The 22,720-nt window shown below is 59.0% G+C and carries 19 protein-coding genes; 14 read left to right on the top strand and 5 right to left on the bottom strand.

The window, feature by feature from the left end; translation table 11 throughout:
- Positions 1–54: 54 nt before the first annotated feature.
- The 9 genes from GQR90_RS11610 (at position 55) to GQR90_RS11570 (ending at position 10,931) form a co-directional block, all read left to right on the top strand.
- Positions 55–1,197: a DegT/DnrJ/EryC1/StrS family aminotransferase gene (locus GQR90_RS11610; RefSeq protein WP_158774254.1), complete on the top strand. Its 1,143-nt coding sequence runs from the start codon at positions 55–57 to the stop codon at positions 1,195–1,197.
- A 3-nt stretch (positions 1,198–1,200) separates the two neighbouring features.
- Complete coding sequence (locus GQR90_RS11605; protein ID WP_158774253.1) at positions 1,201–2,043, top strand: WbqC family protein; 843 nt, start codon at positions 1,201–1,203, stop codon at positions 2,041–2,043.
- Positions 2,034–3,500 carry a lipopolysaccharide biosynthesis protein gene (locus GQR90_RS11600; protein ID WP_158774252.1) on the top strand — a complete coding sequence of 489 codons (1,467 nt, stop codon included), beginning with the start codon at positions 2,034–2,036 and terminating at the stop codon, positions 3,498–3,500. The genes GQR90_RS11605 and GQR90_RS11600 overlap by 10 nt, the downstream gene beginning before the upstream one ends.
- Positions 3,490–4,596 (top strand): glycosyltransferase, encoded by a 1,107-nt coding sequence (locus GQR90_RS11595; RefSeq protein WP_158774251.1) that lies wholly within the window; start codon positions 3,490–3,492, stop codon positions 4,594–4,596. Before GQR90_RS11600 ends, GQR90_RS11595 begins: the two co-directional genes overlap by 11 nt.
- Positions 4,593–5,582 carry a phosphoribosyltransferase family protein gene (locus GQR90_RS11590; RefSeq protein WP_158774250.1) on the top strand — a complete coding sequence of 330 codons (990 nt, stop codon included), beginning with the start codon at positions 4,593–4,595 and terminating at the stop codon, positions 5,580–5,582. The genes GQR90_RS11595 and GQR90_RS11590 overlap by 4 nt, the downstream gene beginning before the upstream one ends.
- Before the next feature lie 39 nt (positions 5,583–5,621).
- On the top strand, positions 5,622–6,536 hold the full coding sequence (locus GQR90_RS11585; protein ID WP_158774249.1) for a glycosyltransferase: 915 nt from the start codon (positions 5,622–5,624) through the stop codon (positions 6,534–6,536).
- Positions 6,537–6,544: 8 nt separating this feature from the next.
- Positions 6,545–7,663 (top strand): hypothetical protein, encoded by a 1,119-nt coding sequence (locus GQR90_RS11580; protein WP_158774248.1) that lies wholly within the window; start codon positions 6,545–6,547, stop codon positions 7,661–7,663.
- 243 nt (positions 7,664–7,906) lie between these two features.
- Positions 7,907–9,073, top strand: a complete 1,167-nt coding sequence (locus GQR90_RS11575) for a glycosyltransferase family 4 protein (protein WP_158774247.1) — start codon at positions 7,907–7,909, stop codon at positions 9,071–9,073.
- Between the two features lie 736 nt (positions 9,074–9,809).
- Complete coding sequence (locus tag GQR90_RS11570; RefSeq protein ID WP_158774246.1) at positions 9,810–10,931, top strand: glycosyltransferase family 4 protein; 1,122 nt, start codon at positions 9,810–9,812, stop codon at positions 10,929–10,931.
- Between the two features lie 54 nt (positions 10,932–10,985).
- Here GQR90_RS11570 and GQR90_RS11565 read toward each other — a convergent pair whose 3' ends face one another.
- From GQR90_RS11565 to GQR90_RS11555, 3 genes are all read right to left on the bottom strand, one after another.
- Positions 10,986–12,230, bottom strand: a complete 1,245-nt coding sequence (locus GQR90_RS11565) for an NAD(P)/FAD-dependent oxidoreductase (RefSeq protein ID WP_158774245.1) — start codon at positions 12,228–12,230, stop codon at positions 10,986–10,988.
- 212 nt (positions 12,231–12,442) lie between these two features.
- Positions 12,443–13,018 (bottom strand): carboxymuconolactone decarboxylase family protein, encoded by a 576-nt coding sequence (locus GQR90_RS11560; RefSeq protein WP_158774244.1) that lies wholly within the window; start codon positions 13,016–13,018, stop codon positions 12,443–12,445.
- 126 nt (positions 13,019–13,144) lie between these two features.
- Complete coding sequence (locus tag GQR90_RS11555) at positions 13,145–14,473, bottom strand: aspartate aminotransferase family protein (RefSeq protein WP_158774243.1); 1,329 nt, start codon at positions 14,471–14,473, stop codon at positions 13,145–13,147.
- Between the two features lie 254 nt (positions 14,474–14,727).
- On the opposite strand from GQR90_RS11555, the gene GQR90_RS11550 reads away from it, so the two are divergent.
- The 4 genes from GQR90_RS11550 (at position 14,728) to eat (ending at position 19,772) form a co-directional block, all read left to right on the top strand.
- On the top strand, positions 14,728–15,660 hold the full coding sequence (locus tag GQR90_RS11550; RefSeq protein WP_158774242.1) for a MurR/RpiR family transcriptional regulator: 933 nt from the start codon (positions 14,728–14,730) through the stop codon (positions 15,658–15,660).
- Positions 15,661–15,943: 283 nt separating this feature from the next.
- Positions 15,944–17,350 carry an ethanolamine ammonia-lyase subunit EutB gene (locus GQR90_RS11545; protein WP_158774241.1) on the top strand — a complete coding sequence of 469 codons (1,407 nt, stop codon included), beginning with the start codon at positions 15,944–15,946 and terminating at the stop codon, positions 17,348–17,350.
- Positions 17,347–18,249 (top strand): ethanolamine ammonia-lyase subunit EutC, encoded by a 903-nt coding sequence (gene eutC, locus GQR90_RS11540; RefSeq protein ID WP_158774240.1) that lies wholly within the window; start codon positions 17,347–17,349, stop codon positions 18,247–18,249. Before GQR90_RS11545 ends, eutC begins: the two co-directional genes overlap by 4 nt.
- A gap of 101 nt (positions 18,250–18,350) precedes the next feature.
- Positions 18,351–19,772, top strand: a complete 1,422-nt coding sequence (gene eat / locus GQR90_RS11535; protein ID WP_158774239.1) for an ethanolamine permease — start codon at positions 18,351–18,353, stop codon at positions 19,770–19,772.
- 129 nt (positions 19,773–19,901) lie between these two features.
- Here eat and thiE read toward each other — a convergent pair whose 3' ends face one another.
- Together thiE and thiM are read right to left on the bottom strand one after the other, a co-directional pair.
- On the bottom strand, positions 19,902–20,525 hold the full coding sequence (thiE, locus tag GQR90_RS11530; protein WP_158774238.1) for a thiamine phosphate synthase: 624 nt from the start codon (positions 20,523–20,525) through the stop codon (positions 19,902–19,904).
- Positions 20,515–21,342, bottom strand: a complete 828-nt coding sequence (gene thiM, locus GQR90_RS11525) for a hydroxyethylthiazole kinase (protein ID WP_158774237.1) — start codon at positions 21,340–21,342, stop codon at positions 20,515–20,517. The genes thiE and thiM overlap by 11 nt, the downstream gene beginning before the upstream one ends.
- Before the next feature lie 255 nt (positions 21,343–21,597).
- On the opposite strand from thiM, the gene GQR90_RS11520 reads away from it, so the two are divergent.
- Positions 21,598–22,716: an endonuclease/exonuclease/phosphatase family protein gene (locus GQR90_RS11520; RefSeq protein WP_233266257.1), complete on the top strand. Its 1,119-nt coding sequence runs from the start codon at positions 21,598–21,600 to the stop codon at positions 22,714–22,716.
- Positions 22,717–22,720 lie beyond the last annotated feature (4 nt).

Below are 22,720 nucleotides of genomic sequence, written 5' to 3'. Positions count from 1 at the left end.
CGCTATCGTTCGAGCCGAGCCAACCTCATCTGATGTACGAAAGGAGTCGATATCATGATCACGGTGACGCGTCCGTACTTCCCAGAGCGCCAGAATTTTGATCGCTACGTGGATGCCATCTTTGAAAGCCGCTGGCTGACCAATCATGGCCCGCTGGAGCAGGAGCTCACCAAGCGCCTGGAAACCTATCTGGGTGTCGAGAACTTGCTGCTGGTCAGCAACGGAACGCTGGCCCTGCAGATTGCCTATCGCGCGCTGGGTATCGCCAGAATGCCAGGCCTTCATGACCCGGCGGAGGTCATCACGACCCCATTCACCTTCATTGCCACGGCCAGTAGCCTGAAGTGGGAAGGCATGCAGCCGGTGTTCACGGATATTGATCCGATGACGCTGTGTCTTGATCCCGCCAATATCGAGGCGGCGATCACGCCGCGAACGCGCGCCATCGCACCAGTGCATGTGTTCGGCAATGCCTGTGATGTCGAGGCAATCGATGCATTGGGTGAAGCGCATGGTCTGAAGGTGATCTATGACGGTGCGCATGCGTTTGGGGCAACCTATCGCGGCAAGAGCTTGCTGTCGTATGGCGATGCCAGCACCTTGAGCTTCCACGCCACCAAGCTGTTCCACAGCATCGAAGGTGGCGCGATCATCTTCAAGCGCAAGGAAGATCTGGAGCGTGCGCGCAAGATGATCAATTTCGGCATCACCGGTCCTGAGTGCATTGAAGAGCTTGGCATCAACGCCAAGATGAATGAGTTCCAGGCGGCGATGGGGCTGTGCGTACTCGATGAGATCGAAGGCAATCTGGAAAGCCGAGCGCTGGTGTGGCACGCCTACGCTCAGGCACTGCGCGGCAACGTGCAGCTGCAGACACGTCAGACCGGGTCCAGTCTCAACTACGCCTACTTCCCGATCATCCTGGAAAGTGAAACCGTGCTGCTCGACGTGATGCAGCGACTTGAGCAGGCCGGCTTCCTGGCGCGCCGCTACTTCTGTCCGTCACTTGAGTCACTGGCGTTTCTGGGGCGCCCGGCCGCGGAGCATCAGGAAGTGGACTTCACGATCCCCAAGATCGTGCATTCGAAGGACATTGCCAGTCGCATCATGTGCCTGCCGCTGTATGCCGGCCTTGAAGTGAATGAAATCCTGTCGGCGATTCACATCATCGTCAATCGGCACATCAAGGCTGCTTGAAACATGAATATTGTCATCATGCAGCCATACCTGCTGCCGCATCTGGGTTACTTCCAGCTGATGCATGCCTGCGACGAGTTTCTGATCTTTGACGATGTCAGTTATATCCCGCGCGGCTTCATCAATCGCAATAGTGTGCTGCTGAACGGCAAGGCGCATCGCTTCACCTTGTCGGTGCCGCAGGCCTCTCCGAATCGTCTGATCAGTGAACTGAGCTTCGCATCGACGCAAGAACCGCTGCTGGAAACCTTGCGTCACGCTTATGCCAAGGCACCGTACTTTGCCCAGGTCATGCCGCTGTTGCAGACGATCCTGCGCTATGAGGAACGTCGTATCGCGCCCTTCTGCCAGCATAGTTTCGAGCAGATCTGTCGCTATCTGGGCATCCGTTGCCGGTTTTACAAGACCAGTGAGATCGATCACGACCGACGCCTCAAGGGTCAGGCGCGTCTGATTGATCTGGCGAGCCGGCGTGGTGCCAGCCGCTATATCAACAGTATCGGCGGACGCAAGCTATATAGCGCGACTGCCTTCAATGATGCCGACATGGCACTGGCATTTCTCTCGAGCCACCCGTGTGTCCATGCGCAGTCATCACCGACATCACGGACTCATGCACCCTTCGTGCCGGGCTTGTCGATTGTCGATGTGCTGATGTGGTGCTCGCCACAGGATATTGCGGCGCAGCTTGAGGAATACGCTCTGGTGGCAGGGGCGGTGGCTCAAGACTCGCTGCCTCATGACGCATTTACTCATGATTCTCTCGGCTCTGCTGATCTCGCGAAGAAAGTATTCTTCGCTGGCGAGTCAACGAATGCTCAAGAAGGTGCTGTTACGTGTCGCTGACCAACAAGACTGCCATTGGCATTTTGTGGAATTTTTCTGACCAACTTCTGCGCCGCGGCATGGCCAGCCTGGTCACGCTGCTGCTGGCGCGGCTACTGTTGCCGGAAGATTTCGGATTGCTGGCAATGGTGCTGGTCTTTCTGACCATCGCCTCGGCGATGATGGATTCCGGTCTGTCGCAAGCCATCCTGCGGATTCCCACGTTGGCACCGGCGGATGCCAGTACCGCCTTTTTCAGCAATATCGCGTTTGGTGCGCTGGCCTATGCCTTGCTGTTTGCCGCCGCCCCCATGATCGCAGGCTTCTATGAGGAGCCTCGGCTGGTGCTGCTGGTGCGTATCGGCGGCTTGGTGGTGCTGATCAATGCCTTTGAGGTCATTCAGGGCGCCATGCTCAACCGCGCGCTGGATTTTCGGACGCGCATGAAGGCCGGCATTCCCGGCAGTGTCATTTCAGGTGTCGCAGCGGTGTTGCTGGGCTGGCTGGGTTATGGCGTCTGGGCACTGGTCGGGCAGATGCTGATCGCTGCATTGGTGACGACAGCGTTGCTGTGGTGGTGGGGCACCTGGCGTCCGTCATGGATGTTCGACATGACGTCGTTCAAGGGAATGTTCAGTTTCGGCTACAAGATGTTTCTGTCGAGCATGCTGGATGTGGTGTTCGTCAATCTCTACATATTGCTGGTCGCCAAGCTGTTCGCCGCCTCCGTCGCGGGGCTGTTCTTCTTTGCCGAGCGCCTCAAGGAGCTGGTGATCAATCAGCTGGTGACGGCGGTGCAGAACGTGACCTTCCCTGCACTGGCCAGCATTCAGCATGACCCGGCGCTGCTCAAGATGGCCTATCGGCGGATTCTGCAGGTCATGGTCTATCTGTTGTTTCCCACCATGTTGCTGCTGGCCGCGCTGGCGGAGCCTCTTTTTGTCACCTTGTTGCCAGAGCGCTGGCTATCCGCCGTGCCCTATCTGCAATTGATGTGTATCGCTGCAGTCATGCATCCGCTGAGTGCGCTCAATCTCAATGTGCTCAAGGTCAAGGGGCGCTCGGACCTGTTCCTCGGGCTTGAGGTGGTGAAGAAGGTGCTGATCTGCGTGGTACTGGCCTTTACCTGGCGTCACGGCGTGATGGCCATTCTGGTCGGCCAGATCGTCGTCGCGGTGCTCTCCTATATTCCCAACGCCTGGTTCTCGCGTGGCTTGATCAACTACAGCATCGGCGAACAGTTGGCGGACTTCATGCCGTCACTGCTGTTGTCGAGCGGGATCGCATTGGCAACCTGGTTGATTGAGCCCTATCTGCCCTGGTCGCCAGTGATGAAGTTGCTGCTACTGAGCGTATTGGCCGGTGGGCTCTATCTGCTGCTGTCGTGTCTGTTGCGCTTCTCGGCATGGCAATACGGCGCTGCCTGGGTTCAAGAACGACTTTCACAACGGAAAGTGGAGAATTTGAATGCTAGCTGAACTCAGCTATTCCCGGGCGCTTGAAACCCCTGTGACCGGCGGGACGCCGCAATCAGGGGCAGTGCCGGTGCCGCCAGCGCCGGCTGATGAAGCGACCATCATGGCGGACTGGGAGGGTAGTCTCAGCACGCCTCGGGTCTCGGTGATGTGTTTTGCCTTCAATCATGGCGATTACATCAGCATGGCGCTGGATGGTTTCTTGATGCAGCGCACCCGCTTCCCGTTTGAGATCGTGGTGCATGACGATGCCTCTACCGATGGCACGCGCGAGATCATCGAGGAGTACGCTGCGCGCTATCCGAACATCATTCGCCCGATCCTGCAGGACGTGAATCAGTACTCGCAGCATATCTGGCCGATCACCTTCTGCATGCCTGTGATGCGCGGTGACATCATCGCCTACTGTGAAGGCGATGATTACTGGATCAAGGCCGATAAACTCGCACGTCAGGTGGCGCTGTTTGATGCCAACCCAGGCGCGACGGTGTGCTTCCACCCGGCAATCGAATTTGATGAGCATAGCGGTGAGCACACCATCATCTGCCGCTACGCCGATACGGTGCACAAGATTCCCACCGAGGCCGTGATTGGCTTGCGAGGCGCCTCCATTCCGTCGCCGGCGCTGACCTTCCGGCGCATGGATTCAAGCGTGCAGGCAATGCTTGAGTCCTATCGCACCGCGCCGATCATGGACTTCTTCCTGCAGGCCTACATGGCTCTGCTGGGAGACACGGTGTATTACGAAGAGGCGGCCTGCGTCTATCGCCGCAATGCCAAGGGCTCCTGGACCTCACAGCAGAAGGAAGTCGAGGCCGAGCTTCGCTATCAGCGCGAGATGCTCTCCGCCATTGATGTCTTCCATGCCAGCACGCGTCATCTACCGGATGCCGACACGCTTTATATTCCGCTCTATCACTACTTCAAGCAGTACGTGATGGCTCCTGCGCGTCCGCATCAACGGGTGGGTAACTTCTATCGTGGGCTGGGCTTCATCTCGCACATGAAACGCGGGCGTGTCCTGAAACTGGTGCGACATGACGTGATGGATAAAGTGACACGACGCACGCGCGTGCGGCGCAAGGGAGAGGCGGCATGAACTATCGCAGTTACGGGGATCTGAGCCACGATATCTCGGCCCAGCTGGGGCGGCTGCAGGCGGGTAACTTTGATCTGATCGTCGGTATTCCGCGCAGCGGCATGGTGCCGGCGTACATGATCAGCGCGATGCTCAACCTGGCCTGTACCGACCTCGATACCTTCATTGCCAATGGCACCCCGGGCAAGGGCATCACTCGCAAGCTGCGCAGTGAATCAACGTCACTCTGGGAAGCCAGTCGCGTGCTGCTGGTGGATGACAGCCTCAACAGCGGTGCCTCGCTCAAGATCGCGTTGGAGCGCATTCCCGCTGCCTGTCGTTGTGAGATCACCACGTGCGTGATCTATGCCAACCCAGCACCCGTCATCGGTGTCGACATGTACCTGAAGGAGCTTGAGCACCCGCGGATGTTCCAGTGGAACATGTTCCATCATCCGGCCCTCGCTGACAGCTGTCTGGATATCGATGGCGTGCTGTGTCTCGACCCGACGGCAGAGCAGAACGATGATGGCCCGATCTACCGTGAATTCTTGAGCAATGCGCCAGCGCTGCATCTGCCGACCTATCGCGTGCATTCCCTCGTCACCAATCGGCTGGAGAAGTACCGCCCCGAGACACAGGCGTGGCTTGCGGGTCATGGCGTCGAGTATGACCACCTGATCATGCTCGATTTGCCCAGCAAGGAAGAGCGTCTGCGTCAGAATCGTCACGCGAGTCACAAGGCGGATTATTACCGCCAGTCTGGTTGCCGACTGTTCATCGAGAGCGAGGTGGGGCAGTCCACCAGCATCACGCGGCTGACCGGCAAGCCCGTCTACTGCGTCGATTCGCAGCAGATGATGACACCGGAGTGGCTGACCCTGATGCAGCGTCAGAGAGGCATGTGGCTGAAGCTCATGTTCAAGCGTGTCGCACGCAAGGGAGTTGCGCTATTGCCTGCGTCGCTGGCGCGTCAGGCACGCAGTGTCTATCAGCGCCTGGCCTGACGGGCTGGTTGATTCTGCAAGTACTGCGAAGGAGTCGCAATGAAAACGCACAGATTGGCACTGTTTATTTCTTCACCCGTTATCTCTTCACCAGTGGTCTCTGCGCCACAGCAGGGCGCTAGTGATGGTGGCACAGGTGAAAAGGGCGGCCGTGAACAAGGCAGTCGAGAAACACGCCAGATGTTGGCATTGGCAGCCGGCCTGACCCGTATGGGCCATGAAGTGGATCTCGTGGTGCAGCAGGCCAACGAATCAATAATGGCGGCACTGGCACATGGCGTAAGATTGGTCGAGCTGGGATCGCAACACCGCTTGACCAGTGTCCTGGCACTGACACGTTATCTGGCCCGTCATCGGCCGTGCGTGTTACTGGCCAGTGGCCTGGATGCCAATCTGATGGCGCTCAAGGCGGGTCACCTCAATCGAGGTCGTGTGCCGGTGGTGGTGTATCACGCCGCCTTGATCAGCAGTGAGTGGCATGCGTTGGGTGACAGGGCCAACGGGCTGCGCTGCAAGATGGCCTTGAAGTACCCGCGGGCCGCGCTGGCACTGTCTGCCAATGATGACGTTACCCGCGAAATTCTTCGTGAAGGCGGAGTTTCACGAACGCGAGTGGCCTTGGTGAACCTGAACCTGGCACCGGCTATCGCCCAGACGGCGCATGTGACAAAGCCAGAGACGACGCAGCTGGAGACGGCAGCGACGCTCAGTAATCAGCAGTTGATGCAGTGTCTGGGATTATTGCTGAGCGCAGCGGGTGTCACCTCTTCTGCGCAGGCAGTCGAGGTCGGTGCTCGTGAGCCTGAGCGCTCAGCAGCAAGGCATGAATCCGTTACGCGTTTGGAAAGCAACGCATACGTCAATGCATCAGGAAGTCGGTATGCCGCCTCACCAGCCTCCCTTGCTGTCAAATCCCCCCGTGCCGTGATGGCGGAAAGCTCCGAACGAGATTAAGCCTTTTCATGGAAGATATTCTGCTCGACCTGCCCAATCTGCTCGTGTGCCTGGTGTTGGTAATGGTGGGCTTTCTGCGTGGCTGGATAACCCGCAATACGGCGATCATCCTGAGCCTGAGCAGTGCTGTCCCGTATCTGCTCAACAATGTGCTGTTTGATGCCAATTACATGCCTGACCAGTTTCGTTACTGGCAGCAGGTCATGGCGATGCGCAGCATGGACTGGGACGCGCTGGACCGCTCACTGACTGTCTCGTTCTCTTCTGGCCTGTTGGCCCTGTTGCCGTTGCCGCTGGTAGAGACAATCTCCAGTCTGGGATTCTTCAACAAGTTTCTGTATATCGGCGGCCTGATGATCATGATCCGCCGCGGCATCATCTCGCATGCGGTGCTGCTGTTTCTGCTCTGCTACCCAAGCCTGGTGCTCTATAGCTCGCTGAGTCTGCGTGACACCCTGGTCACTGGCATCATGCTGGCCAGCTTTCTGCTGGCGATCGATCGCCGGCCAGGCTGGGCATTGCTTCTGTTGGCGCCGCTTTGGATCATCAAGTTCCAGAACATGCTCATCATGCTGATATTCCTTGGCATCTATCTGATCTATGACGTCAGCCGACGTGGACTTTCCGGCAAGCGCTTTTGCTGGCTGCTGGCGGGCCTGTGCGCCAGTGTGCTGGTGATCTATCCGCTGGCGGTGGACCAGATCAACTTCTTCCGGGCAGCCATGTACATCGAGGATGGTGGCAAGATCGAGGATGTCCAGATTATTCAGGGCTTTGGTGATTTTGTGGTCACCGGTGTGCAGGGAGCGCTCTATTTCCTGATCAAGCCGATGCCGTGGGAGGCTGCCAATCTATTGCAGCTCATCCAATCTGGCGAAAATATCCTGGTGGTGGCCTTCCTTGTCTGGTTGACCGTGAAGTGCTGGCAGGTGCAGCGCGAGAAGACGCTCTTCTGGCTGCTATATCTCATCGGTGCTTTCACCATCTACGGACTGGTGGTTTTCAACTACGGCACCGCAGTGCGCTATCGTTTCCCGTTCCTGGTGATCTACGTCGTGTGCATGGCGTATGACACCGGACTCGTGACTCGCTGGCAGCAGGAGCGTCGCCCCTCGTTACTCGACTGACACGCGTGCCATCAAACCATGTCTGGCGCGTCGTCTGGGCCGTGAATAATTCATCCCCGTGTCGTCACGCTTTCAGGGCCCTCTCAGGTTGACGATCTCATCGTCAGCCTGAGACTCACGAGGCCTGATGCCTTTCTGCATGACCCGATGGCGCGTTCGCCTCATCCCCTCACACATCATCAGCTATGCCAGTCATCAATGACGTCGGTCATTCACTACGCATGAACTGCCAAGGATAGCCCCATGCTTGCACGTGACGCCCAGCCCCCCACGGTGGTGTTGGTCTCCAACTCATCTTTTTTTCTCTACAACTTCCATCGCGGGGTCATCGAAGGCCTTCGCGACAATGGCTATCGTGTCATCTGTCTCGCGCCTACGGATGCCCATAGCCCGCGTCTGGTCGATGAGCTCAAGGTTGAGCATCGCCCGCTGGGCATGGAAGGCAAGGGCACCTCACTGGTAGGTGAGGGTCGTAGCCTGTTGTCACTGTTGATGACACTGCTGAAGCTCAAGCCCCGTTATGTGCTCAATTTCACCATCAAGGCCAACGTCTATTCAGGGTTGGCCTGTCGTCTGTTGAACATTCCGTACACCAACAATGTGTCGGGTCTCGGCACGGCGTTCCTGCATGACAGCTGGCTGTTTCGCCGGGTGCGTGCGCTTTATGGTTTTGCCAATCGCGGTGCGCGTTGCGTGTTCTTCGAGAACCGTGATGATCAGGCGCTGTTCATGCGTCTTGGGCTACAGAAGTCGACGCCATCAGTCGTATTGCCGGGTGCCGGAATTGATCCGGAGCGCTTTGCCTTTGCCGCGCAGCCACCAGCACCACCGCTGACCTTCGTGATGGTCGCGCGGTTGATCGCTGACAAGGGCGTACGTGAATATGTCGCGGCGGCCGAGCGGCTGCATGATCGCTATCCGCAGGCGCGCTTCTGGTTGATTGGCCCGTCGGGTATCAGCAATCGCACGGCGATCAGTGATGAGGAAATCACGCAATGGCGTGAGCGCGGCGTGCTGCACTATCTCGGCGAACAGCGTGACGTACGGCCCTTCCTCGCCGAGGCCAATATTCTGGTGCTGCCATCCTATCGTGAAGGCATGCCACGCACGGTGCTGGAAGCCGCCTCGATGGGACGCCCTGCGATTGTCAGCGATGTTCCGGGATGTCGCAGTTCCGTTCAGCCGGGTGTTACCGGCTGGCTGTGTGAAGCCGGCAGTGTCGAATCACTTGAACAGCATCTTCAGGCGTGTCTGGAGATGCCTCACGAATCATTGGTACAGGCGGGGCAGGCAGCGCGGGCCCGTATCGAGGCCGAGTTTGACCAGAAAATCGTGGTGCGCGCCTATCTGGGATGCCTGCAACATACGTTGGAGCAATCGCCACGTAAGTCAGTACTTGCACCGGCCTGATAGCTCTCGATTGGCGTGTCATCATCACTTGGGTCGCTGAGAGGATGATGAAATTACGTCTCGACAGTGGGGTGAATATCATGAACCAGGGTTGGATAAATCGCGCATACTAGCGACATTCCTTATATGTAATTTATGAAAGCACGTCATCGGTCCATGCCATCAAGACCCCAGACTTTGCACCTGGTCTTGACCATGCCGTCATTCTCCTCGTCACGTTACGAGCCTTGGAGTGATACACGCGATCCAGAGGCGTGCTCGTAATTACAGAGAATAGAGAGCAGAGAGTCATCATGAATGGATATCGTTTCTGCACCCAATGTGGGGGCGCCAGCGTGCATCGTGTCAAGCGTCAATGGTGGCAGCGATTGGCTGGCCATGCGCCTCAGTACCATTGTGAAGACTGCGGTATCATTCATCAGGTCTCCACAGAAGCATTGCGCACGGGTACGAAGCGTGAGCTCGACGGTGAAAATTCAGACTCGAAACGCTCATCTGCACAGAGACGTTCGTAAGTAACTTTCTCGTACTTCCCGCTGTTAGACTTTCCTACACTCTATCCCGCCACCGACCCTAGTCGATGGCGGGTTTTTTCTGCGCCGGAGATAGACATGTCTGGTGCCCTCTAGTGATTGCATCAGAGCTCAGCTGAATCCGTTCGTCTGGATCAGTTCGTCTGGATCAGTTCGTCTGGATCATCCGCGCGCCCCTTTTTCACGCATGGAGCGCATGAAAAATGAAGATTCTGTTTATCGTCGGCAATCTTTCCAGCGATGGAGGTACCGAGCGTGTCACGTGTGAGATAGGCAGTGGTCTGGTACGGGCGGGGCATGATGTGGCCATTGCCAGTCTGTTCGGCCCGGCAACGACGTCCTTCCACCTGGAATCTGGTGTTACCACCTCTGCACTGGGGCTCAAGGAGGCGCAGGGTGGTGCACGGCGTTCCCTCGGGATCAGTTCAGCACTGTTGTCCAAGATACGCAGCCAACAGGCGGATGTGGTGGTACTGGTGGATTCGGTATTATTTGCGTTCTGCGCGCCTTGGGCGCCGTTTATTCGTGCCCGCATGATTTGCTGGGAGCATTTCAATCTCTCCACCAATCATGGCTCGCGTTTGCGCTCGATAGGGCGTTCAGCGGCAGTTCGCCTGGCGGATTCCATTGTGGTGCTCACGGAGCGTGATGCCGTTGCCTGGCAAGAGCGGTATCGCATCGGCAATAAAGTGCAGGCGATCTGGAATCCGGTGCCGCGCTTTGCCTTGCCTGGCCCGGATGTAACAGCCACGGACCCAGGCACCTCTAGGGTTGTGCTGGCCGTCGGCCGATTGACCGAGCAGAAGGGCTTCGATGTGCTGCTGCGCGCCTGGGCGATTGTCGCGAGACAGCACCCTGACTGGCAGCTGCGCATCGTGGGATGGGGCGAGGATGAAGCCAGTCTCAAGGCGCAGGCCAAGACGTTGGGTCTCAATGACAGCGTCGTCTTTGTCGGTCGCACCTCTGCGGTAGAGGTCGAATATCGACAGGCGGCGTTATTCGCGATGAGCTCGCGTTGGGAGGGACTGCCCATGACGCTGCTTGAGGCGCAGTTCTTCGGCCTGCCAGTCATCTCCACCGACTGTGAAACGGGGCCTGCCGAGATCCTGGCCTGCGGAAGCGGCGTGCTGGTCAAGGTGGATGATGCTGAAGCACTGGCGCATGCCGTCAGCGAATTGATAGGCAACCCCGACCAGCGCGACGCGATGTCGGCACTGGCACGGGAAAATGCTGCACGTTACGACGCAGACACGCTCTGCACGCAATGGCGCGAGCTGCTCACGCGCCTGTCGTCCGCGAAGGACGCGGCACTGAACGTACGCTGAATCGCCTGACGTCATGCATGGCGAGTCTGTATCACTCTCGCTGATATCGCCTGCTTAGAAACGTTCTACTGAGCAGGATTTTAGCCACTCTGGTGAGCTTCCGGCTAAACACTCCGTTACGAGACGCCCCGTCACGCCTGCCAGTGTAAGGCCGATGTGCTGATGGCCGAAAGCATAGATCAGGCGTGGTTCACGCGGGGAGGGGCCGATGACCGGCAGTGAATCCGGCAGGGTCGGGCGGAAGCCCAGCCAGCTGCGCGACACTTCTTCCTTGAGCCCCAGGATATTGCGCACGCCTGCTTCGATATAGCGCAACCGCGCAGGATTGGCGGGATCGTTGAGCGACCCCAGCTCGACGGTGCCCGCTGCCCGCAGACGGCCCTTTAGGGGTGTCATGTAGAAGGCACTTTCCACGGGGCATGTCGGGCGCGTCAGCGGCGACTCTTCCAGATCAAATTCGATGTGATAGCCGCGTTCGGTATCCAGCGGGATGCGGTCTCCCACCTGACGGGCGAGCTTTGCCGACCAGGCACCACTCGCCAGTACCACGCGGTCTGCCAGCAGCGTGCGACCGTCCGCGTAGCGCAGCAACAGACCATCGCTGCGTTGCGTCAGTGATTCCACTTCGGCCTGCACCATACGGCCCTCATTGAGCAGCGGTGCTGCCAATGTCTCGACGAAGACCTGCGGGTCATCCAGGTGGCTTGAGCTCGGGAAGAGAATCCCCCCTGCGGTATGCCCCTCCATCGCCGGTTCCAGCGCGACCATTTCCTCTGCCGACAGCACCTGTTGCTGAATCCCCAGTTGCTCACGCAGCGTGATATCGCCGTGCGCGGCGTTCAGGTTTTTGGCCTCACCATAGGAATACAGGCACCCACGGCGCTGAATCAGTGAAGTGGCATCCGGTGTCTCATCGAACAGCGGTTGATAATCGTCGTAGGCGCTGCTCAAGAGTTGGGCGAGCACCTCGCTGTTGGCACGAAAACGGGTGGCGTTGCACTGGCCCAGAAAGCGCATCAACCAGGGTGAGAGGCGTGGCACTCGACTCCAGTTGATGACGAAGGGGGAGGCGGGCGAGAACAGCAAGGTGGGGATACTGCCCCATATTTCCGGTCGTGCGATGGGGAGACATCCATAATCTGCCAGGGTGCTGGCGTTGCCGTAGGAGGTGCCGCTGGCGATCGTCTCGCGCTCAATCAGGGTGACTTCATGCCCTGCGCGACGTAACCACAAGGCACAGGCAACACCGACGGCTCCTGCGCCAATGACGGCGACTTCGGTGCGTTCAACATCACTCATGAATGGCTTTCCTTGTTGTTGTCAGAAAATCTTGATGGGGGCCATCAGAACGGTGAAAGCGGCGGGAGGCTCATGTGAACGCTTGAGAATTCGCGTCCATGACACGCCCACTCGTGAAAACACCCCGCCAGGCGAGGTGTCTTTCGAGAATGCCGTGACGGCGAGAGGTGAGCAAGCCTGCATGAGTAGAAATGCAAGGATGGATCATCCATTCACGCCGTCGGCGTGGGCTCATCAAACGGAAGTGGGGCCGCGCTGTCACGACGCACGGCGAAGGTATTCAGTGTCATGGCGACCAGCGCGTAATAGCCCAGCACACCGACCAGTTCGACGACGACCGACTCCCCCCACATCGCAACAGCCTCTGCGTACACGGCCTCATCGACTCGCCGCGTCTCATAGAGAGCACGGGTAAAGCGATAGATCAGCTGTTCATCGGCCTTGATGAAGTCTGGCGTCTGTTCCAGGCGCAGTGTCTCGATGACTTGAGATGACAGACCTGCCTGCTGTGCAATGGGCGCGTGGATCTGCCACTCGGCCTGGGATTTCCACCATGCGGCCGTGACAAGAATGGCCAGTTCGCTCAGGCGCAACTCAAGCCCCGTTGCGTAGCGGCAGAAGGCTCCCAGGCGTTGCGCGTGATTGGCCAGTTGCGGACTGTGAATCCAGGCCAGGAACGGGCCATCGAGATTGCCACGGGGGCCGCTCAGGATCTCGCTGAGCACCTCGCGCTGGGCATCGCTCATCGAGGTGTCGTCAAGGGGGGAGAGACGGGAATGAATGGCCATGTCGTGAACTCCGCATACGGATAATGAAGGAAGAAGGGGGCTTGGTCGATTGAGCGGCCCTCTCAATGGCAACCGGACGATAGCCACCGGATGGGGAGCGACCGAATGGATGGTGGCCGTATGGCGCTAGAGGCTCGCCAATACCGTATCAATCGCGCTGCCGAGTTTGAGCGTGATCTCGTCCAGGTGCGTGTCATCGAGAATGAAGGGCGGTGCCAACAGGATGTGATCCCCCTGGCGGCCATCGATGGTGCCCCCCATGGGATAGCACATCAGGCCCTCGGCCATGGCGGCTTTCTTGAGACGCGCATGGAGCTTGAGCGCCGGGTCAAAGGCGGTCTTCGTCTCTCGATCAGTGACCAGCTCTATCCCCTGGAAAAGCCCGCGGCCGCGAATGTCCCCGATATTGGCGTGATGGGCGAAGCGTTCACGCAGGCGGGCCTGCAAGCCATCTCCCAGCGTATTCACACGTTCCAGCAGGCCACGAGATTCGATGGTCTTCTGTACGGCAAGGGCCGCCGCACAGGCGGTCGCATGGCCAATATAGGTATGGCCATGCTGGAAGAAGCCGGAGCCATTGGCGATGGCGTCGCGGATGCGCTTGCTGACCAACGTCGCCCCGATCGGCTGATAGCCGGCGCCCAGCCCCTTGGCGATGGTGATCAAGTCAGCGCTCACTCCTTCCTGCTCGGCGGCGAACAAGCTGCCGGTACGGCCCATGCCACACATCACCTCGTCGAGAATCAGCAGTACCCCGTAGCGATCACACACCTCACGAATACGTTTGAAGTAGCCGGGTACCGCCGTGACGGCCCCCAGGGTGGCGCCGACGACGGGCTCCGCGACGAAGGCCATCACGTTCTCGGCACCCAGGCGCAGGATCTCGTCTTCCAGCTCCGTGGCCAGGCGAATGCCCAAGGCTTCGGGTGTCTCATCTGCGCCTTGCTCACGGTAGGCGTAGCAGGGACTGACGTGGCTGACGTTGATCAGCAGCGGCTCGAATTGCTGGCGGCGCCAGGCATTGCCACCGGTGGCCAGGGCACCCAGCGTATTGCCGTGATAGCTCTGACGGCGAGCGATCAGATGCTTGCGCTGCGGTTGGCCGACCTCGATGAAGTACTGGCGCGCCAGCTTGAGCGCGGCCTCCACGGCCTCCGAGCCTCCCGAGACGAAGTAGACCGATTCAAGCCCTTCTGGCGCGCGAGCGATCAGGAAGTCAGCCAGTTCCTCCATGGGCTCTGATGTGAAAAATGAGCTGTGCGCGTACGCCATGGTGCTGACCTGATCCTGAATGGCCTTGATGACGTCACCATCGCTATGGCCGAGACATGACACCGCCGCACCGCCACTGGCATCCAGATAGCGGCGTCCCTGGCTGTCGATCAGGTAGGGGCCATCGCCCTTGACGGCGGTTGGGTAGTCCTGGTTCAGGTGGCGATGGAATACGTGGCTCATGCGGGTCTCCGGCGGCTTGCCCCTCGAGACCGATGTCTTGCAAGGCAAAATGGAATGTTTCTATAATGCAAATAATAGGTGCATTAATTTATTTTGCAATTAATGTTTGCATTTTATGTGGATCAACAATGCTCCCAGACGCTTACGTCTTCGTGTGAGGAAGACGTGGCGTCAAAGGTGATACCTTCCTCTCCAAGCATTGCGTGCGGTGTCCCTTGTCGCCGCGTCTTACCAGCCTTTACAGGATTTTCCTCATGGCCACTCCTCCTGTCACGTCCTCGACTCGCCTTGCCTCACTGCCACCTGACACGGTCTCAGGGCTGAAGCAGTTGTTGGAGGCAATCGATCGACGTGAGGTGGAACTCCGGCTCGGCAATAGCTCGCGACGCGTGCTGAGCAGCTTGATCGAGTCGCCGCAGCGCACGGCGGTATCTTCCATCAGCCAGCTGGCGGAATTGCTGGGCGTGAATGCCTCGACCTTCTCGCGTCTAGCGCAGCGACTGGGTTATGACGGCTTCAGCAAGTTTCAGGATGTCTTTCGGCGCGAAGTGACCGAAGGCCGCCATTTCTACAGTGAGCAGGCATCTCAGTTGCTGACTCGCAATGACGACAATACGGCAATGGCACAGTTGACGCGTCTGGCACGTCAGGAGAGTGGCAATATCGCCGAGATGCTGGAGAGGATTGACCCAGAGGCATTCGAGGCGGTGACGCGATTGTTGGCGGATGCTCCGAGAGTTCGGCTACATGGCATGCGGCAGTTCAATTCACTGGCATTGTTCATGGCCTATGGGCTGGGCATGTTGCGCGCCAATGTGGCACCGCTGGATGCCAGCCGGCAGGGCGTGGCGGATGCCCTGGCGCAGTTGGAGGCGGGAGATGTGTTGGTGGTAGCGAGCTGCTTCCCTTATACGCCCAGTGTGGTGACCTGTGCGCAGGTAGCCATCACGCGCGGCATCAAGGTGGTGGCGCTGACGGATTCGTCCAGTTCACCCCTGCAAGCGCTGGCGCTTTACAGTTTCCATGTGCCCAATCACAGCCTGTTCTACAGTAACAGCATGAGTGCTTTCATGTTCCTGGCAGAGGGTCTCTTGAGCGAAGTGGCCAGCAAGCTGGGTGAGGCAGGGGTCGAGTCGCTCAAGCAGCGTGAAGCGATCATTTCGCAATTGAATGGCGCATCGTCGTGAAGCATCGGCTGTCGAGATGAAACAGGTACCCGAGGTCGCTACTTCATGGTGAAAATCAGCGCACCATCTTGGTGCTGTGGTGGCCATGATTGTGCAAGAAGGCATCGCTTCAAGCGCAGAGTAAGCGTTTACGTCCTCCCGGTCGCCGATGTTACTGGTGATCAGAGCCGGCATTGCGCAGGCGTGGCACGCGGTCTGCGGCGAGCAATTGTTCGCCTGATGATCAATTGGCCTGATTCCTGCTAATCACATACCACGAATTTGTCAGTGCAAGGAATCAAGCATGAGTCTTGAGTATCGCTACACGCTGGGAAGTCGCAGCTATCGTTTTGCAAGCCTGGCGACGCTGATGGCCAAGGCCACCCCTGCCCGTTCGGGCGATCGCCTGGCCGGAGTGATCGCCGAGACCGCTGAAGAGCGCGTCGTCGCCCAGATGTGTCTGGCTGAGATTCCGCTGAAGACGTTTCTCGAAGATGTGCTGATCCCGTATGAGCAGGATGAGATCACTCGCCTGATCATCGATGATCACGATCTGCTGGCCTTTGCACCGCTTTCCCACATGACGGTCGGCGATTTTCGCAACTGGCTGCTCAGCGATCTGGCGACGCCCTTGATGCTGGCCCAGGTGCGTGCCGGTATCACGCCGGAAATGGCGGCCGCGGTCAGCAAGTTGATGCGCAATCAGGACCTGATCCTGGTCGCCAGGAAGTGCGAGGTCATCACGGCCTTTCGCAACACCATCGGCCAGAGCGGTCATCTTTCCACTCGTCTGCAGCCCAATCATCCCACCGATGACGTCACCGGTATCGCGGCCAGTATTCTTGATGGCCTGCTGTATGGCAGTGGTGACGCGGTCATCGGCATCAATCCCGCGACTGACAATGTCGCCCAGAGCATCAAGCTGATGCGTCTGATGGATGAGGTGATTCACAAGTACGAGATTCCCACCCAGTCCTGCGTACTGACCCATGTCACCAATACGCTGGAGTGCATCGAGCAGGGCGCGCCGGTGGATCTGGTCTTCCAGTCCATTGGCGGTACCCAGGCGACCAACGAGAGCTTCGGTGTCTCGCTGAGCGTGCTTGCACAAGCCCATGAAGCGGCGCTGTCGCTCAAGCGCGGCACGGTCGGCAACAACGTGATGTATTTCGAGACGGGGCAGGGCAGCGCGCTGTCCGCTGATGGTCATCACGGACTGGATCAGCAGACCTGTGAGGCGCGTGCCTATGCCGTGGCCCGCAAGTTCTCGCCATTGCTGGTGAATACCGTGGTCGGCTTCATCGGGCCGGAGTATCTGTTCAACGGCAAGGAGATCATCCGTGCCGGTCTCGAAGACCATTTCTGCGGCAAGTTGCTCGGCCTGCCGATGGGCTGTGACATCTGTTACACCAATCACGCCGACGCTGACCAGAATGACATGGACACTCTGCTGACCTTGCTGGGCGTGGCGGGTTGCAATTTCATCATGGGCATCCCCGGGTCTGACGACATCATGCTCAATTATCAGACCACGTCCTTCCATGACGCGCTCTATGCGCGCCGAGTACTGGGTCTGGCGCCCGCACCTGAATTTGCGGCCTGGCTCGAGAGCATGGAAATCTTCATCGATGTCTCGCGGCAGAAACTGCCCACCACCATGCCATCGCGCTTCGCGAATTCGTTGAATCAGGTGACAGGAGCCAGTTCATGAGCCTCCCCATACCTCCTGATGTGAAGACGCAAGAGACGCCCGGTGATGAAGAGGTCGTCACGCACAATCCCTGGCGTCAGCTGAGTCAGTTCACGGATGCCCGTATCGGATTGGGGCGTGCTGGCATCAGTCTGCCGACGGACGAATCCCTGGCCTTCCAGCTGGCGCATGCCCGTGCGCAGGATGCCGTGCACCTGCCACTGGAAACGGAGCGTTTGATCGAAGAGCTCTCCAGTCTCGAGGTCCTCAAGGGGGCGCCGGCCATTCAGCGCCTGCACAGTCGGGCTGAAGACCGCACATGCTACCTGCAGCGTCCTGATCATGGTCGCCGCCTTGATGATGCCTCAAGGGAGACTCTCACGGCATTGAAAGCGGAACCCACCGACTTGGCCATCGTCATTGTCGACGGGTTGTCGTCTCTGGCCGTTCAGCACAATGCCGCCCCGTTCATCGAGGCGTTGCTCAAGATTCTCGCCGAGGATGCTGCTCCCGACGTCGAACACGACGGTACGCAGGACGACACCTCGCATCGTGGCTGGCAATTGGCACCCTTGACGGTGGTGGAACAGGGCCGCGTCGCCATCGGCGATGAGGTCGGTGAATTGCTCAATGCCCGCGCCGTGCTGGTGATGGTCGGTGAGCGCCCTGGACTCAGTTCGCCCGATAGTCTCGGGCTCTATCTCACCTGGCAGCCGCATGTCGGTCTCACCGATGCCAGCCGCAACTGCATCTCGAATGTGCGTCCTGCCGGGCTTGATTTCACCCTGGCTGGCCAGCGACTGCATTACTTGCTCAGCGAAGCACGTCGACTCGGGCTCACCGGCGTCGGTCTCAAGGACAGAAGCCAAGGTGCTGCACTCGAAGAGGGCGGCGGTATCCAGAATTTCCTGTTGTCGTGAGCTCGAGTGGCAGCAGGCGCAAGCACGTATCAATACGACAGACTCTAAATACAAAAGAACGTCATGCCTCTCATGACGTCCAATAAGATCAGGTTGACCCGATGACAAAAGATTCTGCACAACACGCGGCAACGGACCAGGACTATCTGGCCAAGCGTCAGCTCAAGAAGGGCACCGCCGGCTGGGTGCTGCTCGCAGGCCTGGGTGTGTCCTATGTGATTTCCGGTGATTTTGCAGGCTGGAATTTCGGGATCGCCGAAGCCGGTTGGGGTGGCTTCGCCATCGCGGCGCTACTGATGGGCGTGATGTATCTGGCGCTGGTGCTATCACTGGCCGAGATGTCGGCGGCCATTCCGGTATCCGGTGGTGGTTATAGCTTTGCGCGTCAGGTGATGGGGCCGTTCGGGGGATATCTGACAGGGCTGGCGGTATTGATCGAGTATGCGCTGGCGCCCGCTGCTATCGTGATCTTCATCGGCAGTGCCGTGGAATCACTGCTGGGGATCAATGGGCCGCTGGTCTACGCCATCTTCTACGTGGTGTTCATCGGTATCCACCTGGCAGGCGTGGGCGAAGCGCTCAAGGTCATGATGGTGATCAGCGGGCTGGCAGTCTTCGCCATCATCGCGACCGCCGTGGCACTGATCGGTGACTTTGACAGTAGTCGTCTGTTCGATATCGCCCCGACCGATGCCTGGGGTGCCAGCGAATTCATGCCCAATGGCTGGTACGGCATCTGGGCAGCGTTGCCGTTCGGCATGTGGCTGTTCCTGGCGGTGGAAGGCGTACCGCTGGCGGCAGAAGAGTCACGTGATCCGGCACGCGATGTGCCGCGTGGCATCATCGGCGCGATGATCTTCCTGATGTTCACGGCGGTGCTGGTCGTCTTCCTGCTGGCGGGGGCTGCGGGTGCTGAAGCAATGGAGGCCAGTGCCGTGCCGTTGGTCGATGCGCTGAATGCCACTGGCAGTCATGGGTTGGCCACGCTGGTCAATGTGTTGGCCCTGGCAGGACTGGTCGCGTCGTTCTTCTCGATCATCTATGGCTATAGCCGTCTGGTATTCGCGCTGTCGCGCGCCGGTTATCTGCCCAAGACGCTCTCGCTTACCAGTGCGCGCAAGGCACCGACCTGGGCCTTGATCGTGCCGGGCATCTTCGGGTTCCTGGTCTCGTTGACCGGTGAAGGTGATCTCATCCTGGGCATGGCGGTCGTCGGGGCCACCGTCTCCTATGCCTTGATGGCGGCTAGCCATATCCTGCTGCGTCTTCGTCAGCCGGAACTGGCGCGTCCGTACCGCACACCAGGGGGCATCGTGACGTCGTCGATTGCGTTGCTGCTGTCACTGGTCGCGCTGACGGGGGTCTATGCCTTTGACCCCCGTGCCTTCAATTACACCGTGCTGCTGTTCATCGTCGGCATCGGCTATTACGCGCTGGTCAGCCGGCATCATCTGGTGGCGAAATCTGCTGAGGAAGAGTTCGCACTGGTCGCGAATGCCGAGAGTGATCTGTCGGCCAGCTGATACGCACACATTGATGCGCTCAAGCACCAACGACAACGCCCGCCATGGCTATCCATGGCGGGCGTTGTCGTGTCTACATGGCCGTGGCTGGAATGCCTTGTTCAGGCGTTCAGGCGTTCAGGCAAAGACTCAGAACGGGTACTGCGCGAGGAACTCCTGAGCGGCCATCGCCGGATCAGCCGCCGTGCACAGGGCTGACACGACGGCGAGTCCGTCAGTGCCCGATGCCATCACTTCGCGTGCATTGATCAGTGTCAGACCCCCGATCGCGACAGTGGGAAGGGGGCTTGCACGTACCAGTCGTGCGAGACCCTCAAGGCCCAATGGGGCCGCATGATCAGGCTTGGTCGGGGTGGCGAATACCGGCCCCAGGCCCAGATAGTCGAGATGCTCGACATCGACCTGTGCCAGCTGTTCAAGCGTCTGGACGGACAGGCCGATCAGCGCATCATCGCCCAGTACACGGCGTGCTTCAGCGGGGTCACCATCTCCCTGGCCGATGTGCAGGCCATCGGCGCCACTGGCCAGCGCGACCTCAAGACGGTCATTGATGATCAGCGGAACCTCATACTCGTCCAGCAGTGCCTTCAGTCGCTTGGCCTGCACGATCATCTCGGCATCGCTGACATGCTTGTCACGCAGCTGCACGACACTGACGCCGCCACGTACCGCGGCCATCACGGTAGCTTCCAGCCCACGTCGGGCACACAGTGCGGGGTCCGTGACCAGATAAAGGGATAGATCAAGCGACATTGGTTATCTCCATGCGCGTTTCAAGTGCGGCTGTTTCGCCATCAAGAGCGTAAAGCGTGTCCATGAACACGCCCACAAAACTGCCCGGTCCCGCGGCAATGCGGCCGGCGTGCTCTCCTGCACAAGCGTAACAGGCCAGCGCCGTAGCGGTGGCACTCAATGATGCATCATTGGCGGCGATGAAGGCAGCCACCACACTGCTCAGCGCACAGCCCATCGCCGTCACGCGGCCCATCAGTGGGTGGCCTCCCGTGATGCGGATCATCCGCCGGCCATCGGTGACGACATCCACTGCGCCCGTCATCGCCACCACGCAGTCGTGCTGTCTGGCAAGCGCGTGAGCCGCCTGTGTGGCACGATCGCAAGCCTCCCGTGCGTCATCACCACTGTCAACGCCGCGACTCTGACTGGCTTCACCCGCCAGTGCCAGTATTTCAGAGGCATTACCTCGAATCACGCTGGGTTGATAGGCGAGCAGTGCGCGGCAGGTCTGCTGGCGTAGCGCAGAGGCGCCGACGCCAACAGGGTCGAGCACCCAGGGCTTGCCGGCCAGATGTGCGGTATGAGCCGCCAGATGCATGGCGTCTATCCAGGGGCCGGAAAGGGTGCCGATATTGATGCACAGGGCATCGGCGATCCCCACGATGTCCTGCATTTCCTCCAATGCGTGAGCCATCAGTGGTGAGGCACCGATCGCCAATAGGGTGTTGGCGATGGGTGTCATGGCGACATGGTTGGTGATGTTGTGTACCAGCGGGGATGTCCGACGCAGGGAGGCCAACTGGCGTGCAGGAGAGGCGGATGACGAAGTGATCATGAAAGCTCGCGTTGACGTGAGACACGTTGCAGATGAGGAGGTAGATCGAGTTGACGCAGGAGGGTAGACGCCTGCCGATGAAGGTCAAGCGACGGCTCCTGTACAAGCGGCTCTTTTCACGCACTGACGCGTTCCCGGCCGCAATCTGCGCATGCGGTAATCAATAATATCCTTGTGCTATAAACTACGGCGATAAACTCATAAAATACAGCCGGTTAGTATTTTCATGGGCCGAGTCGTCGTCAGGGATATTGCGTGTCATACACAGATAACAGTGGGTCGTGGTGGAAGCGTATTGGCAAGGCACTCTTGCTGGTAGTCGTCTCAAGTGTGTCGGGGATGAGTCAGGCGGATGCCGTCATCGCCAGCTGGAATCTGAAACATGCCGGGTGGAACAACGGCAAGCATCTGGAAGACGTGGCCGCCGTCGCGCAGCACATGGACCTCATCGGCCTGCAGGAAGTGATGAAGGAAGAGGTCATCTCAGAGCTTGAGCACCGGCTTGAAGCGCTGACGGGCGATGAGTGGGATAGCCTCGTCAGCCACGCCGTCGGGCGCAGTACCTATACCGAACGCTACGCCTACCTGTATCGCGACAAGACCATCAGCTATCAGGGCGGTGCGACCGTCTATCTCGATCCGCAGGATGTGTTCTCGCGTGAGCCGTTGCTCGCGTCCTTCGTCGAGAAGGCCACCGGCAAGACTTTCAGCGCCGCCAATGTGCATATCATCTATGGCGACAACAAGGCAGATCGCTCGCCGGAAATTCGTGCACTGGCCGACATCTATGACCTGATGAAGGAAATCTCGCCCGGCAGTCCGACGCTCATCATGGGCGACTTCAACATGGCACCGGATGAAGCGGCCTGGAGCGACTTGCGTGCGCTGGGTCTGCGCCCGCTCATCACGAAAGGGGCGACAACGCTCTCCACTGCCGATGGGCGCTATGCGAGTCTCTACGACAACATCTGGTTCGTGCCCGATGAGTGGCCACAGGTCAGCGGCGGTATCTTCCGCTTCCCGGAGTATCTCGGCATCTCCCACAAGGCTGCGCGTGCAGATGTCTCGGATCACGCGCCGATCTATATGATGCTGGAAGGCGGGTCGTTGGCCATGTTGCCGTCCAATGGTGTTCGACAGGTGGCCGCCAATGCTTCCACGTCATCGCCGGCCCGTCCGTCAGCCAATGCCTGCATTGATCTCAATACCGCGAACACCGATCAACTGGGACGGTTACCTAACATCGGTCCCTCCCGCGCAGCCGATATCATCGATCACCGCCCCTGGGCGTCATCGAACCAGCTGACGCGTATCAGTGGCATCGGCAAGGGTACCGTCGCGAGGATCGTGGCCAGTGGATTGCTGTGCAGCTGATGCC

It is taken from the genome of Cobetia sp. L2A1 (assembly GCF_009796845.1).
In the GTDB taxonomy this organism is placed as follows: domain Bacteria; phylum Pseudomonadota; class Gammaproteobacteria; order Pseudomonadales; family Halomonadaceae; genus Cobetia.
This window is presented reverse-complemented; position numbering and strand designations above follow the sequence as displayed.

Coding starts and splice junctions, on each gene's coding strand:
- GQR90_RS11575 (WP_158774247.1), top strand. CDS start 7,907: ATGCTTGCACGTGACGCCCAGCCCCCCACGGTGGTGTTGGTCTCCAAC.
- GQR90_RS11590 (WP_158774250.1), top strand. CDS start 4,593: ATGAACTATCGCAGTTACGGGGATCTGAGCCACGATATCTCGGCCCAG.
- GQR90_RS11610 (WP_158774254.1), top strand. CDS start 55: ATGATCACGGTGACGCGTCCGTACTTCCCAGAGCGCCAGAATTTTGAT.
- GQR90_RS11595 (WP_158774251.1), top strand. CDS start 3,490: ATGCTAGCTGAACTCAGCTATTCCCGGGCGCTTGAAACCCCTGTGACC.
- GQR90_RS11585 (WP_158774249.1), top strand. CDS start 5,622: ATGAAAACGCACAGATTGGCACTGTTTATTTCTTCACCCGTTATCTCT.
- GQR90_RS11605 (WP_158774253.1), top strand. CDS start 1,201: ATGAATATTGTCATCATGCAGCCATACCTGCTGCCGCATCTGGGTTAC.
- eutC (WP_158774240.1), top strand. CDS start 17,347: ATGAGCCTCCCCATACCTCCTGATGTGAAGACGCAAGAGACGCCCGGT.
- GQR90_RS11550 (WP_158774242.1), top strand. CDS start 14,728: ATGGCCACTCCTCCTGTCACGTCCTCGACTCGCCTTGCCTCACTGCCA.
- thiE (WP_158774238.1), bottom strand. CDS start 20,525: ATGTCGCTTGATCTATCCCTTTATCTGGTCACGGACCCCGCACTGTGT.
- GQR90_RS11560 (WP_158774244.1), bottom strand. CDS start 13,018: ATGGCCATTCATTCCCGTCTCTCCCCCCTTGACGACACCTCGATGAGC.
- GQR90_RS11545 (WP_158774241.1), top strand. CDS start 15,944: ATGAGTCTTGAGTATCGCTACACGCTGGGAAGTCGCAGCTATCGTTTT.
- GQR90_RS11555 (WP_158774243.1), bottom strand. CDS start 14,473: ATGAGCCACGTATTCCATCGCCACCTGAACCAGGACTACCCAACCGCC.
- GQR90_RS11580 (WP_158774248.1), top strand. CDS start 6,545: ATGGAAGATATTCTGCTCGACCTGCCCAATCTGCTCGTGTGCCTGGTG.
- GQR90_RS11565 (WP_158774245.1), bottom strand. CDS start 12,230: ATGAGTGATGTTGAACGCACCGAAGTCGCCGTCATTGGCGCAGGAGCC.
- GQR90_RS11570 (WP_158774246.1), top strand. CDS start 9,810: ATGAAGATTCTGTTTATCGTCGGCAATCTTTCCAGCGATGGAGGTACC.
- thiM (WP_158774237.1), bottom strand. CDS start 21,342: ATGATCACTTCGTCATCCGCCTCTCCTGCACGCCAGTTGGCCTCCCTG.
- eat (WP_158774239.1), top strand. CDS start 18,351: ATGACAAAAGATTCTGCACAACACGCGGCAACGGACCAGGACTATCTG.